The sequence below is a fragment of the Bacillus sp. 95MFCvi2.1 genome (assembly GCF_000374965.1).
Classification (GTDB): Bacteria; Bacillota; Bacilli; order Bacillales; family Bacillaceae_G; genus Bacillus_A; species Bacillus_A pseudomycoides.
The window spans coordinates 26,155-40,393 of record NZ_KB895705.1 but is presented as its reverse complement, the minus strand read 5'-3'; the positions used below and the strand labels follow the sequence as shown (position 1 = coordinate 40,393).

General features: G+C 37.5%; 16 protein-coding genes. 3 read left to right on the top strand and 13 right to left on the bottom strand.

Annotated elements, in window-relative coordinates; translation table 11 throughout:
• Positions 1-72: 72 nt before the first annotated feature.
• The 3 genes from lepA to gpr all read right to left on the bottom strand — a co-directional run bounded on the left by lepA (position 73) and on the right by gpr (position 3,572).
• Entirely contained in the window at positions 73-1,896 is a 1,824-nt protein-coding gene (gene lepA, locus C568_RS0120080) for an elongation factor 4 (protein WP_003200617.1), read from the bottom strand.
• A 199-nt stretch (positions 1,897-2,095) separates the two neighbouring features.
• Positions 2,096-2,449 carry a DUF3679 domain-containing protein gene (locus C568_RS0120075; RefSeq protein ID WP_018782546.1) on the bottom strand — a complete coding sequence of 118 codons (354 nt, stop codon included), beginning with the start codon at positions 2,447-2,449 and terminating at the stop codon, positions 2,096-2,098.
• Positions 2,450-2,468: 19 nt separating this feature from the next.
• Positions 2,469-3,572 carry a GPR endopeptidase gene (gene gpr / locus C568_RS0120070; RefSeq protein ID WP_006095982.1) on the bottom strand — a complete coding sequence of 368 codons (1,104 nt, stop codon included), beginning with the start codon at positions 3,570-3,572 and terminating at the stop codon, positions 2,469-2,471.
• A 181-nt stretch (positions 3,573-3,753) separates the two neighbouring features.
• Between gpr and rpsT the strand changes: the two genes are divergently transcribed.
• On the top strand, positions 3,754-4,011 hold the full coding sequence (rpsT, locus tag C568_RS0120065; protein WP_001274011.1) for a 30S ribosomal protein S20: 258 nt from the start codon (positions 3,754-3,756) through the stop codon (positions 4,009-4,011).
• Between the two features lie 202 nt (positions 4,012-4,213).
• Here rpsT and holA read toward each other — a convergent pair whose 3' ends face one another.
• Entirely contained in the window at positions 4,214-5,227 is a 1,014-nt protein-coding gene (holA, locus tag C568_RS0120060) for a DNA polymerase III subunit delta (protein ID WP_006095981.1), read from the bottom strand.
• Between the two features lie 509 nt (positions 5,228-5,736).
• On the opposite strand from holA, the gene C568_RS33335 reads away from it, so the two are divergent.
• Positions 5,737-5,871 (top strand): YqzM family protein, encoded by a 135-nt coding sequence (locus C568_RS33335; RefSeq protein ID WP_001001652.1) that lies wholly within the window; start codon positions 5,737-5,739, stop codon positions 5,869-5,871.
• Between the two features lie 33 nt (positions 5,872-5,904).
• Here the strand turns inward: C568_RS33335 and C568_RS0120050 are convergent, their stop codons facing one another.
• The 3 genes from C568_RS0120050 to C568_RS0120040 form a co-directional block, all read right to left on the bottom strand.
• On the bottom strand, positions 5,905-8,229 hold the full coding sequence (locus C568_RS0120050; RefSeq protein WP_018782545.1) for a DNA internalization-related competence protein ComEC/Rec2: 2,325 nt from the start codon (positions 8,227-8,229) through the stop codon (positions 5,905-5,907).
• A gap of 174 nt (positions 8,230-8,403) precedes the next feature.
• Positions 8,404-8,961 (bottom strand): ComE operon protein 2, encoded by a 558-nt coding sequence (locus C568_RS0120045; RefSeq protein WP_003200607.1) that lies wholly within the window; start codon positions 8,959-8,961, stop codon positions 8,404-8,406.
• Positions 8,962-9,025: 64 nt separating this feature from the next.
• Positions 9,026-9,625, bottom strand: coding sequence for a helix-hairpin-helix domain-containing protein (locus C568_RS0120040; protein ID WP_018782544.1), 600 nt, complete (start codon positions 9,623-9,625; stop codon positions 9,026-9,028).
• Positions 9,626-9,707: 82 nt separating this feature from the next.
• On the opposite strand from C568_RS0120040, the gene comER reads away from it, so the two are divergent.
• Positions 9,708-10,535 (top strand): late competence protein ComER, encoded by an 828-nt coding sequence (comER, locus tag C568_RS0120035; RefSeq protein ID WP_018782543.1) that lies wholly within the window; start codon positions 9,708-9,710, stop codon positions 10,533-10,535.
• Positions 10,536-10,703: 168 nt separating this feature from the next.
• Here the strand turns inward: comER and C568_RS0120030 are convergent, their stop codons facing one another.
• The 6 genes from C568_RS0120030 to aroE form a co-directional block, all read right to left on the bottom strand.
• Positions 10,704-11,453 carry a class I SAM-dependent DNA methyltransferase gene (locus C568_RS0120030; RefSeq protein WP_003200600.1) on the bottom strand — a complete coding sequence of 250 codons (750 nt, stop codon included), beginning with the start codon at positions 11,451-11,453 and terminating at the stop codon, positions 10,704-10,706.
• Complete coding sequence (gene rsfS / locus C568_RS0120025; protein WP_018765860.1) at positions 11,453-11,806, bottom strand: ribosome silencing factor; 354 nt, start codon at positions 11,804-11,806, stop codon at positions 11,453-11,455. The genes C568_RS0120030 and rsfS overlap by 1 nt, the downstream gene beginning before the upstream one ends.
• Positions 11,803-12,372: a bis(5'-nucleosyl)-tetraphosphatase (symmetrical) YqeK gene (yqeK, locus tag C568_RS0120020; RefSeq protein WP_018782542.1), complete on the bottom strand. Its 570-nt coding sequence runs from the start codon at positions 12,370-12,372 to the stop codon at positions 11,803-11,805. The genes rsfS and yqeK overlap by 4 nt, the downstream gene beginning before the upstream one ends.
• Complete coding sequence (locus tag C568_RS0120015) at positions 12,362-12,931, bottom strand: nicotinate-nucleotide adenylyltransferase (protein WP_003200594.1); 570 nt, start codon at positions 12,929-12,931, stop codon at positions 12,362-12,364. The genes yqeK and C568_RS0120015 overlap by 11 nt, the downstream gene beginning before the upstream one ends.
• A 164-nt stretch (positions 12,932-13,095) precedes the next feature.
• Positions 13,096-13,386, bottom strand: coding sequence for a ribosome assembly RNA-binding protein YhbY (gene yhbY / locus C568_RS0120010; protein ID WP_003200592.1), 291 nt, complete (start codon positions 13,384-13,386; stop codon positions 13,096-13,098).
• A 4-nt stretch (positions 13,387-13,390) separates the two neighbouring features.
• Positions 13,391-14,224 (bottom strand): shikimate dehydrogenase, encoded by an 834-nt coding sequence (aroE, locus tag C568_RS0120005; protein ID WP_018782541.1) that lies wholly within the window; start codon positions 14,222-14,224, stop codon positions 13,391-13,393.
• Between the last annotated feature and the right edge of the window lie 15 nt (positions 14,225-14,239).

Here is a 14,239-nt window from a genome sequence, read left to right as displayed (position 1 = left end):
GGAGAGATGAAAAGATGTCTAAAAAAGTAATCCTACGTACAAAAAGAAGCCGCACAAACGGCTTCTTTTTTATTAGTTATCGTCCATTTTTAATACAGCCATGAATGCTTCTTGTGGCACTTCTACAGAACCAACAGACTTCATACGTTTTTTACCTTCTTTTTGTTTATCAAGAAGTTTACGTTTACGAGAAATGTCACCACCATAACATTTTGCAAGTACGTTTTTACGCATCGCTTTAATTGTAGAACGCGCTACAACTTTGTTCCCAATTGTCGCTTGAATTGGTACTTCAAACTGTTGTCTTGGAATTAATTCTTTTAATTTTTCTACAATTACTTTACCACGATCATAGGCTGAATCGCGATGTACAATGAATGATAAAGCATCGACTTGTTCATTATTTAATAAAATATCCATCTTCACAAGTCTAGACGGTTTGTAACCGATTAACTCGTAATCAAATGATGCATACCCTTTCGTATTAGACTTCAATTGATCAAAGAAGTCGTATACGATTTCAGAAAGTGGGATCTCATATGTTAACGTAACACGTGTTTCATCTAAATATTGCATATCAAGGAATGTACCACGTTTCCCTTGGCAAATTTCCATTACAGCACCAACGTAATCATTTGGAACCATAATCGTCGCTTTTACAAACGGTTCTTCCACACGGTCAATAGATTGCGGATCTGGCATGTTAGATGGGTTATCAACAATAAGATCTTCACCGCTCGTTAAATATACTTTATAAATAACACTTGGCGCCGTTGTAATTAAATCAATCTTAAATTCACGTTCAATACGTTCTTGAATGATTTCCATGTGAAGTAACCCTAAGAAGCCACAACGGAAACCGAATCCTAATGCTTGAGATGTTTCTGGCTCAAATTCAAGAGCAGAATCATTCAATTCAAGTTTTTCTAATGCATCACGTAAATCGTTATAACGCGCCGAATCGATTGGATATAAACCACAGAATACCATTGGGTTTAATTTACGATAACCTGGTAATGGTTCTGCTGCTGGACGTTTCGCATGTGTGATTGTATCACCAACGCGTGTGTCTCCTACATTTTTAATAGATGCTGCTAGGAATCCTACATCACCTACTGTTAACTCTTCACGCTGCGTTGTTTTCGGTGTAAATACACCTACTTCTGTTACCTCAAATTCTTTACCAGTTGCCATCATACGTACTTTATCGCCAACTTTTACTGTACCGTTCACAACACGGATATACGCAATTACACCGCGATATGGGTCATATAAAGAGTCAAAAATCATACATTGAAGTGGCTCTTCCGGGTCACCTTCTGGAGCTGGTACTTTTTCAACGATTTGTTCTAAAATATCTTCAATCCCAATTCCAGCCTTTGCGGAAGCAAGTACAGCTTCTGATGCATCTAAACCAATTACATCTTCTACTTCTTGACGAACACGCTCTGGGTCAGCACTTGGCAAATCGATTTTATTAATAACCGGTAAAATTTCTAAATTATTATCAAGCGCTAAATACACGTTCGCTAACGTTTGCGCTTCAATACCTTGCGCTGCATCGACAACAAGGATAGCACCTTCACAAGCCGCTAAACTACGAGATACTTCGTACGTAAAGTCGACGTGCCCTGGTGTATCGATTAAGTGAAGAGTATATTCTTCACCGTTTTTTGCCGTATACGTTAATTGAACTGCATTTAATTTAATTGTAATACCACGCTCACGCTCTAAATCCATAGAGTCAAGTAATTGAGCTTTCATTTCGCGCTGTGTTAACGCATTTGTTTTCTCCAAAATACGATCTGCCAACGTTGACTTTCCGTGGTCAATATGAGCAATGATGGAGAAGTTACGAATGTTGGACTGTCTTTTTGCTCTTTCTTCTTTATTCATCTATGTTCTCAACTCCTAATAGTCTCGCCAATATACACTAGCACTGATTATATCAATAGAGCAGCAAAGATTCAATGAAAACTCGTGCTGCTTATAAGACAAATCTTCCTCTCTTTATCTTATGCGAGCAGATCAAACGAGACAAACCTTTTTATAACAAAAAAATGGTTGTCTTACAAAATGATAAGACAACCTCTGTTTATTCTCCCAATTGGCTAAAAATATCTTTTATTTTCCCAATTACTATATCTGTACTAAACTTAGCGATACTTCGAACAAATTCTGCGATTCCCATTCCCAGTCCTTCTACAACATTAAAACTTCTGAGACTTTCTAACTGTTTTTGTTTTTCACTTGCTGAAAATGTACCTCCTAAAATTTCTAAATCAACATTTTCACTTCCAGTTCCCGTCATTCGTGCAACTTGTTCATATGTTGGCTGTCGATAGCCTTTCATGCTTTTTAAGCCATGATTAACGATTCCAATTCCGATTAGCATCACAAACAAAAACAGAATAACGCAGCACACACATTGAAGCGTAAATCTACTCAACTACTTTCGCCTCTTCTCATCAATGCGTATATGCACCTGTATTATCTTGGTCAATTTGATGATGAAGTGCAGCATTTAAACCACTCGCTATTACATTTGCCATATCTTCAATAAATGCATCTACTTCTTTCGGCGTCACCATTAAATTATGACCAAGAGGAGCTAATACTTCGTAAATTAATTTTCGTTTTTCTTCATCTTCCAATGTGCCCACTGCCCCTAAAAACATATTACGGCTTTTTTCATCCGGCATATCTTCCTCTGTTAGTTTCTTCTTTTCTCCAAATGTAAAACCTGCTGGCAATAAAGATCGAGACGGCTTATCTCCTTCTCTCATTTCACGTCCAAAATGTTTTAGGATAAAATCAATTGTATCGCTCGTAATGGAAACAGCATCTACAACCGTCGGAACACCGATAGCAATCACAGGAATTCCTAGCGTTTCTTTACTTAGTTCTTTTCGTTTATTTCCTACACCAGATCCAGGATGAATTCCCGTATCTGAAATCTGTATCGTACTGTTTACTCGTTCAATAGACCTTGCAGCAAGCGCATCGATAGCGATAACAAAATCCGGCTTTGTTTTTTCAATGATACCGTAAATGACGTCACTTGTTTCAATCCCTGTAATCCCCATTACACCTGGACGAATTGCACTAACTGGGCGATACCCTTCCTCTACACTTTCAGGTTGTAATTTAAAAAGATGGCGTGTCACAAGCACATTCTCTACAACAATCGGACCAAGTGCATCTGGTGTGACATTCCAATTCCCTAGCCCTACAATTAAGCAGCTTGCTTCTTTGGTTATTCCAATTTCTCCTAATAAGTAAGAGAATTCTTTTGCAAAAATACGTTCCACTTTTTGCTGAAGTTCCGTATCTTGCTGGCGGATCCCTTGCACTTCAAGCGTTAAATAATTCCCGGCTTTTTTACCCATCGATTCAGAAGCACTTTCATCGATTATCACTTTCGTAATCGTAATCCCTTCTTCTTCACGCTCTTTTACAACAACACCTTCGATTCCCGTTTGTTTTTGTTGACGTTCCTGTAACATTTGATGCGCTTCTACTGCAAGGTCTGTCCTAACGCTATATTTACTTAAATCTAATGGTTCTTTCATCGTATCTCCTCCGCATTTAATAGTAAATATCGTTAGATTTCCCAAAATTATATAAGGCCATTCTTTCCCTTACATGAAATTTCATTGATCTCGCTATTGCAATTCTCTTCTCCGTTTGATAGAATATCACTTGTTCTATGTAAGTATCGAGTCACTCGATCGCACCAGGGAGGTGAAAAGTATGGCAAACATTAAATCTGCTATCAAACGCGCTAAACTTAGCGAAGAGCGTCGTGCACATAACGCTTCTATCAAGTCTGACATGCGTTCAGCTGTTAAAACTGTAGAAGCTTTAGTTACTAATAACGATCTTGAAAATGCTAAAGAAGCTTTCAAAACTGCTTCTAAAAAACTTGACAAAGCAGCTCGTAAAGGTCTTATCCACCAAAACGCTGCAGCTCGTCAAAAATCTCGCTTAGCGAAACAAGTAAACGCGTAAGGCGTTTAAAAAACGATCCATTTGGATCGTTTTTTTATATACAAAAAAGTCCATGCAGCAGATGACATGAACTTTTTTATTTTATCCAGCTATAGCAACTAGAATCTCCGGCCATTTCACCCTCTCGATTGAAGCCAAAAACACTTCTCGGTGGGGGGCTCCAATGACCTGTGATTCTGAGCGAACTGCCTCCGCTTTTATTTTACCCAATATGATTTAAACGCATTAAGAAAAACTCCAAGACAAGCTTTTTATCCATTTTCCCTGTTTTCATACTATAATCAGCTTCAGCTAGCTCTAAAATAACTTTTTTCAATTCTTCAAACGAGAAAAATTTCGTTTGATTCATCGCCAACTTTACTCGGTACGGGTGAACACCAATATGCGAAGCAATTTGATTTTGTCCATATCCACGTTGCTGTAATTCCTTCACTTGGTACAGTAAACGAAATTGACTCACTAATAACGCCAATAATTTAATTGGTTCCTCTTGCTGCGTAAATAGTCCATCTAGAATTAGCATAGCCCCAGCAATATCTTTTTTTACTACCTTTTCTGTTAACGCAAACACATTTTGTTCAACCGATTTTGGTACCAGTTCCGCTACAAGCCCTGTTGTAATTTCTCCACCTATACCAACATAAAGGGTCAACTTGTCCATTTCCTTTGCTAGCATCGTTACATTGCTTCCTACAAGCTCCAATAGTAAACTAACAGCTGCTTCCTCAATATGTACATGCACTTCATCTACACGGGCCACAATCCATTTACGAACGTCCTGTACTTGCATCGTACTTGCTTCTACTACATCTGCCGTTTTCTTTAATAATTTTGTGATTTTTTTCCGCTCATCTAATTTTTCATAAGGAGCTACAAATACAACAATCGAAAATGGAGATGGTTCTGCAACATACTCCTCCAAAATCTTTAGATTTTGTTCTAGTTTTTCTTTTTGCGATGTTAAAAACAATGGGGATTTAACTAGTAGTATTTTACGTTCTCCAAAAAAAGGAAGCGTCCGTGCATCTTCTATTACATCTTCCAAATACGCTTCTTCTAAGTCATATGTTACAACATTAAACTCACGATCTTCTTCAGCTAGCGCTTCCGTTGTTATAAGCTTTATTGTTTCATTTATAAAATAAACTTCCGTTCCATATATTAAATAAAGTGGTGCAAACTGTTTCTTTTTAATCTTCTTATGTATATCACTCATGCTTTTTCCTACTCCCTAATTTGGCAATATATCTCTATACTAATGTGGTATCTTTTGTTTTACAAGTACAAAGGAACAGGTTTAAACTAACCCGTCCCTTTATCTATATAAAACGCCACGCAATAAGTCCCGGGATTCTTATTGGTGTGCGGTAACCACTTTACTGTTATTATTCGCAACTGCCGGATAAGTATAATTGTTAACTGTTAACATGCATGGAAATCAAATTTCCATCTTCTTTTCACATAAGATTTACCGCCTACTTCTACACACATATTCTCTATCTCCCCCGCTACTCACGTGCAGTAAGACTCTCATCTCAAAATTCAGCGAAAGCAAAAAAGTCAGATATGGGATCAATTGCCCGTAAAAACCCGATTGGTGGGGGGTAATCATCAGCGGAAGAGCAAACCCACTGATTAAAGTCTCCCTTTATCTTCATATGGAAATTGTAGATTTTTTTCTGACAATATCTTATACTAAAATGGAATGTTGGGGAGGGATTCTAAATGAATGAATTTGAGCAAAACGTTCAAAGTAAACGCAATGACGCTATTGATTCAGGGGTAGGTTTTATCGTCTCATTTGGTTTTTTCGCAACACTTTTCATTATTGCAACAATTATTAAATTTATTGGTTCTTAAAGGCTGCTGCTTGCGGCCTTCTTTTTTTTTACTTCACCTTTTCTGTGCTTCATCATATGTTAGTTTACTTTGAAACGTTCCTCTTTCGCCTTCAAAAACATAGGAAATAGCTCCTTGCTTGTCTGTTCGCCATATTTCAATATCAAGTTCTAACAAACGCTCTAGCACTTGCCGATGCGGATGACCATATCGATTATGCTCTCCAGCTGAAATAATTGCCTTTTTAGGCTGAATCAGGTGTAAAAAAGAAGATGAGGACGACGTCTTACTACCATGATGCCCAACCTTTAAAATATCCGCTCGCAACTCTGGATACTGCTCTACAATTCGTCGCTCGCCTTTCTCTTCTAGATCTCCAGTAAACAGCCATATAAATCCACCTAGCTTTACCCATAACACAATAGACGAATCGTTATCCTCTTTCTCTCCTCCCTCTGGTGATAGTACAGTAAATATCGCTTCGTCTACTTGCCATCCATCCCCTTCTCCTACAATGTTTATCCTTATATTTTTTTCCTTTGCAATTTTTTTCAATTCTTTTTCGACCACAGCATCTTCTCGCTTCTTCCCAAATACGATTTCCCCTACAGTAATAGCGGATAACAATTCTTTAGCCGCTCCCATATGATCTGTATCTCCATGCGTTACAATCAACTTATCAATTTTCCGAATACCCTCTTTTTGCAAAAACGGAAGGAGAATATCGTGTCCAACAGAAAATTCATGTTTTTTCTTCTGCCATGCTTCTTTTTTTACAGGAATCGTTCCTCCTGTATCAATGAGATAGACCCCCTTTTCATACGGAAGACGAATCAAGATCGCATCCCCTTGTCCAACATCAATAAAAGTCACACTTCCGCTAGTACGGAAATAAGGCGAAATATAATGAAAAATACATATAAAGAGGAAAAACCCAACAGTCAGGAATAAAAACTTTTTTCTAACCACTCTTTCCCACACAATAAATATACTAACGATACTAAAACAATATAAAACTATAAGAAATAAAGGCGTTTGGCCAAAGGTAAAGCGAAGAAACGGGAGATTTTCACAGTACTGAAGAATATCATTAGAAATTGTTAAACATACTGATAACATTTGTGCGAGCCATTTCGCTACGAAAGGTACAAATAGTATACACGCAAAAATTACAATACTACACGGTAACACAACACAAGATAGAAGCGGGACATATAGAAGGTTGAGGAAAATACTATATGGAGAAAAATAACCAAAATGATATAACAAAATAGGAGTACTAGCAAGTTGTGAAATAACAGAAAGATAGATTGTATTTTGAATCAGACCATTATCATGCCGTAATAGCCTACTTGCTGACAGCAATAACGCAAAACTACCAACAAACGAAAATTGAAATCCAATATCAAAAGCCATATAAGGGTTATATAAAAGCATTAATACAGCCGTCATACTAAGCGCATCTAAACTCGAAACACGGATAGAATGCATTAGTGCTAGCAACAACATAACACCCGTTACAGAAGCCCTCATGACAGATGGAGACGCCCCTGCTAAAAACATATACAGCGGAATGCAAATAATGAGGCAGATTGTCGCCATTTCCCTCGTTACACCAATCCGTAGTAGAACAAAGTAGCCAATCGCCATTAATAATACAATATGTGATCCTGAAATGGCTAATAAGTGGATAAGACCAAACTGTTGGTATTGTTCTTCTACTTCAAATGTCATCAGTTGCCGATCTCCAAACAACAACGCATTCATAAACGCTCCGGATTGCCCAGGAAACATTTCTGCGACTATCGACATCGCATTTTGGCGTAATAAAAAGACCCACTGTGTAAACGTCAAAGATTTTTGGATACAATTTGAAATCTCTTTTGCTTCGAATAAAAAGTGAATCTTTTGCTTATGTAAGTAGTCACGATAGTCGAACCCGTGGAAATTCCGTGCTTCTGACGGCACTTTCATTTCTCCTTGAAATGTACAACTCATACCAGCATGTAATTTCTGCAACTGTTCTTTTTGTTCAACTGATTGAATTTTGTACATCAATTGCAACGTATCTCTATCATTGACCTCCATTTGAAAAGAGAGTCGATCACCATTTATAAGGGGTGTAGTTTGAATCACGCCTTCTGTTATTTCAAAGTCTAACCCTTTTGAATGCTGATTTTTCCATTCAACATATGAGGTATAAAGGAAGCTACCGGAACATGCCAGTATGCAAAAAAAGAGGAGTCGACGTGAAGTACGATATATACAAAATAGAATATAACAACAAAATAAACCAATATACAACAATTTAAAGGAGGAACAGGCAATCGCAATCCCAATAACAAACGAGATTGCAATATAGCCCCATTGTCCACGCAACTTATACTCACCCCTTATAGCGGATGTTCAAAAAATCCAGGAAAGATATCTTTCACATTTCTTCGTCTGCTTCGCCAATCCGGCACTCATGTAGTTCCATCTACACTCCGCACTCTCCTGACTTCCGCGTCTCGAACTGCCAAACTCTCTTTATCCTCCTTTTTGAACACGCACTTATAGTATCTCTTTTGCTCTAGCGAATACTTGTTGTAATTCATTCATTGTTAACTCATCTTTTTCTAAAGATGAAAACAGTTCTTTTAATTGCAAATGACGTTCTTGTTGCTCTAACGTTGTAATATCATATTCTAACGGAACATGTTTCACAGTGACATTTGCTTGTTCGAATAGTTCCACAGCATAGGGGTGATTTTTATAGTCTTGTGCGTAATAAACAGCTGTAATACCACTTTGAATAATGGCTTTACAACATTGTAAACAAGGAAAGTGTGTAACATAAATTTCCGCACCTTCTGTTTTCGCACCAAATTTTGCACATTGCAACAGTGCATTCATTTCAGCATGAATTGTACGAACACAATGATTATCAATGATATAACACCCATCATCTATACAATGCACACCACCTGTGATTGAACCGTTATATCCACCCGCAATAATTCGCTTATCGCGGACAATTGTCGCTCCTACTGCAAGCCTTGTACACGTACTACGTAGCGATAATAAGTGACTTTGCGTCATAAAATATTGATCCCAAGAAATTCGTTCCATATCTTTTCACCTACTTTCTCATCTACTTGTAGTGTAGCGAAAGGAGAAAAAGTTCGTCAATCCTTTATGGAATAATTATTTTATCTTTTATTTTTTCAAGCGATTTCTCTCCAATGCCATCTACCTCCAATAAATCTTCCATTTTTTGAAACGGCCCATGTTCTTCTCGATATTTCAAAATATTTTCTGCTTTCCGAGGCCCAATTCCCATTATTTTTTCGAGCTGCTCTTTTGAAGCAACATTAATTTGAATTTTCTCCTCCTTCCGCCCTGAAGGTAGATTGGCTCCTTGAACTTGCTCTCCTTTTCTCGGGACATAGAGTAACATTTGATCTTGCATAAGCTGCGCTAAGTTCACTTTTCCCATATCCGCTTCAGGTAAAAAACCACCCGCTTTTTCAATCCCGTCTTTCACGCGTGCACCCGCTCCTACCTCATATACACCTTCGCGATACACAGCACCTTTTATATCAATCATAATTGTTTTTTTCTGTCCATTTGATTCCGCTACTTTCAATTTACTTTTTCTCTCTTCGCTCTTCACATTTGTATCAAGTTTCACGGTCGGTTGCACAGCTTGTTGCTTCGTCTGCCACATAAACAGTATAAATACGACGCCAACAGCCCCTAATAAAGCGAGCCACTTCTTTTGAAAATTCCGCATAATTTTAATACCTCCAATTCATAAATTCACAACATGGTTCATATTGTTTAGGAGAAAGATGTTACGAAGGAGGGATGAAACATTGAACATAGGAATTATAGGGACAGGAAACATGGGGAATATACTAATCGATGCATTTTTAGAAACCCGTGCTGTCAAACCTTCGTGCCTTACTATTATTAATCGTACGCCTGCCAAAGCATATCATATAAAAGAGAAGTATCCTTCTGTTCATATAGCAAAGACAGTGCAAGAGGTAATTGAACGTTCAGAGCTTATTTTTATTTGCGTTAAACCTTTAGACATCTATCCAATTTTAAAAAAACACACTGCCCACTTTACTGATGAAAAATGTTTAATTTCTATTACAAGCCCCATATCAGCAGCTCAATTAGAACAGGTTGTATCTTGTCACGTCGCACGTATTATTCCGAGCATTACAAACCGCGCATTCTCTGGCGCCTCACTATTCACATTCGGGAAAAACTGTTCAAAAGAATGGGAACAAAAGTTACTTCGTTTGTTTAAAAATATTTCTACACCTATTGTGATCGGAGAAGATATTACACGAGTTTCATCTGACATTGCAAGCTGCGGACCCGCATTCTTCAGCTACTTACTACAATGTTTCATTGATGCTGCTGTGGATAAAACAAATATTACTCATGAAGAAGCAACTACTTTAGCAAGTGAAATGATTATCGGGATGGGGAAATTACTAGAAAAAGAAATTTTCACATTACCAACTCTACAAGAGAAAGTATGTGTAAAAGGCGGTGTTACAGGAGAGGGTATTCGTATTTTAGAGGATCACGTCGGAGATATGTTCCATAAATTATTCGAGCGGACACATGAAAAATACGATGAAGATTTAGAAGGCGTTGAACAACAATTTAATAAGCACACGTAAATAATACGCCACAATGATACAGAATCCTCTTAAAAATCCTTCTCTTTTTCTCATCCTATTTTTTATCAAACCCTTATTTTTAGATTTTATAGGTATTACTTTTCTACTTTTCTATAAATAAAATATTGTATTCTAAACAAAAAAAAGCAACCTAATCGGTTGCTTTTTTTATCCATTCTTTTTCGCCATAAAAAAGATACGTTCCGTTTGTTCAGTTACTTCCATTCGTTCAAAATCACCCGTTACACGAAGTACTGTAAATCCAGCTTCTTCAAGCCATTTTGTTAACAATTCAACTGAATAGGCACGTTGCATATGACATTCATCAAAGCGATGATATACGCCTTCCTCTGGATCCTGTACAAAGAATGACAAGTCATGTTCTACACTATCTGATTCTTCGCCAGGGAAGCAGTTCCAAATGAGAGCTATCTCTTCCCCATTGACTGTGTACGTTTCATTTTGAAAGACATGATAAATTTTATATAAAGAGTGTACATCAAATAAGAACAGACCATCTTGACGCAAATGGTGAAATACTCGTCTGAATGTTTCTTGTATCCCCTCTTCTTGCAATACATAATTTAATGAATCACAAAAGATTGTCACACAATCAAATTCACCAGGAACATCCAGTTCTCTCATATCCTGTTGATAAAAAGGAATAAAATACCCTTCTCCCCCTAGCTTTTGCTGGGCAACTGTTAGCATTTCTTCTGAAAGATCGACACCAATCATGTCATAACCTTTTCGCACAAGCGGAAGTGTTACATTCCCAGTCCCGCACGCTACATCAAGAATCTTCGCCTCTTTCATGCCTGCCTGCTGTAAGCTTTCCTCTGTGAATTCTACCCATTTATCATATGGGACATCATTCATGAGTTCATCATACAACAATGCAAATTGCTCATATCTCATTAGCTTAACTCTTCTGTAATATCTTCACGTGGCACATCGCCCCATAGACGCTCTAAATTATAATGATCACGCTCATCTTTATGGAATACATGCGCAACTACATCACCAAGGTCCACTAGAACCCAACGCGCTTCATCGAAGCCTTCCATACGTTGTACGTCGATTTGGAATTCATGTGCCTTCGCTTTAATTTCACGTGCAATTGCTTGTACTTGCTTATCAGAATTCCCGTGACAAATAATAAAATAATCTGCAATTGGTGAAATTCCTTGCATGTTTAGTACAACCATATCTTCTGCTCTTTTATCATCAGCTGCTTTTGCTGCTAATACTAATAACTCTTTATCTTTCATTCAGTAATTTCCTCCTTCAGTACCGCATTGTATGTTTGAAATGTTAACGGATAGATCGTTTGATCCTTTTCCATTAAAAATTGAATCGTACGTTTTAATGCAAATAATAAAGCTTTATTTATATCTTCCTGTGCTAATTTCCGTGCTTCTTCCACACCTGGAAATTTGCGTCCAGGTTCAATATAATCTGCCACATAAATAACTTTATCAAGCATTGTCATCTCTTCATGACCGCTTGTATGATATGTAATAGCTTGCAGAATTTCAGAGTCCGTAATGCCGACTTCTTTTTCTACTAAGTATGCCCCAACTGGTGCATGCCATAACTCTTTGTTGTAGTGAAGTAAATCTTTTGGCAACTCTTCCTGCTTAATAATGTCTTCCATCTCTTGAATCGGTCTACATTTTGCATAATCATGAAATATAGCAGCCATTTCTGCTTTTTTCTCATCCACGCCATATAGCTTAGCAAGTTCAATTGCCGTTTCCATTACACCAATTGTATGTATATAACGTTTTTCATGCATTTGTTGTTTTACAATCTCAAGTGCTTTCTCACGATTCATACAACCCATTCCTCTCGATATATACCTGTACTTGTTCTGGAAGCAAATATTTGCACGTTTTCTTCTCTTTATATCTCTCACGTAACAAGGAAGACGAAACAGCAAATTCCGGAATTTCTACTGTGACGATTTCATAAGGTGTATTTAATGTATACCCCGGTCTTGCAACCCCAACAAAAGTTACAAGTTGAAGTAATTTCTCGATGTTATACCATTTTGGTAAATACTCCACCATATCTCCGCCAATAATAAAATGAAACTGCGCATCCGGATGCTTCTTAGTTAATTGTAACATAGTGTCATATGTATAGGATGGACCTTCTCTTCTTAACTCTTCTAAACAAACCGAGAAATACTCCTCTTGCTCAATTGCTAACTCTAGCATGTTCAATCGATTTTCTACACTTGTAATACTACGATCTTGTTTATGAGGTGGAATTTGATTCGGCAAAAACCATATTTCATCAAGCGCGAGTGCATCATATACCTCATTTGCAATCAGCAAATGTCCATAATGAGGCGGATCAAACGTGCCGCCAATGATTCCGATTTTTTTCAAATGAAACGCCCCCTTTAATTCACAAGCAGTAATCTTTCCGAAACAACATGCGGAGAGATTACTGCCTGTAAAAGCTCAATTGGTCTAAACCCTATTATCCCGAACATAGCAAGCATATGCTATGGAAACGACATATACACATCCTGAGCACAGTAAACTTGCTATTATGGAAGTTTGATTTGTTTATTTTCTCTTGATTCTTTATATAAAACAATTGTGCTTCCAATTACTTGGACAATTTCAGCTCTCGCACCTTTAGCCAATTCTTCTGCAACTTCACGACGATCAAATTCACAGTTTTGTAGTACGCTCACTTTGAATAACTCACGAGCTTCTAACGCCTCTGCAATTTGTTTTACCATATTTTCATTTACGCCACCTTTTCCAACTTGAAAAATCGGTGTTAAGTGATGTGCTTTTGCACGTAAAAATCTTTTTTGTTTTCCTGTTAACATATAGTTAGCCTCCAAGCTTTCTCATTACTAATTGTTTCATTTTTTCGATATTCGGCATACGTCCTGTCCACAATTCAAATGCAAGTGCTCCTTGATAAACAAACATATCTATTCCATTCTGTACGATCGCTCCTTTAGCTTTCGCATCTTGCAGAAGCTTTGTCTCAAATGGATTATAAATAATATCCGAGACAATCGTCCCTTGTTTCAAAGATCGAATTTGCAACGGTGTATTTTGGATATGCGGATGCATTCCTATCGTTGTTGTATGAATGATAATATCATAATTCCCTTGTTCTTCAGTTGCTCGCTCTAATGAAAGAGCTTGCGATGTAATCTTTGCTTGGCATCCAGAGAGAAGATGATTTGCCTTTTCCACTGTTCGATTGGCAATATCAATTTCCTTTACACCTGCGTCTGCAAGCGAAAAATAGATAGCACGGCACGCTCCACCTGCACCGAGTAATAAAATACGCTTTTGATAAAGCGGCTCTTTACTAATCGATTGTAATGAACGAACATAACCAATTCCATCTGTATTATAACCAATTAGTTTTCCATCTCTATGAACTACCGTATTCACAGCACCAATTTGCTTTGCTAACGGATCAATTTCATCCAAGTATTTCATAATTGAAACTTTATGTGGAGTCGTGACATTAAATCCTGAAACTCCTAACGCCTTTAACCCTTTCACTGCTTCCCCTAATGTTTCTTCTTCTACAAGAAACGCATGATAATGAGCATCTATATTCAAGTGTTCAAATGCATCGTTATGCATGAGCGGTGACAATGAATGTCCAATTGGATTCCCGATTACACCATATAATTGTTTCATAAATCCCTCTCCATA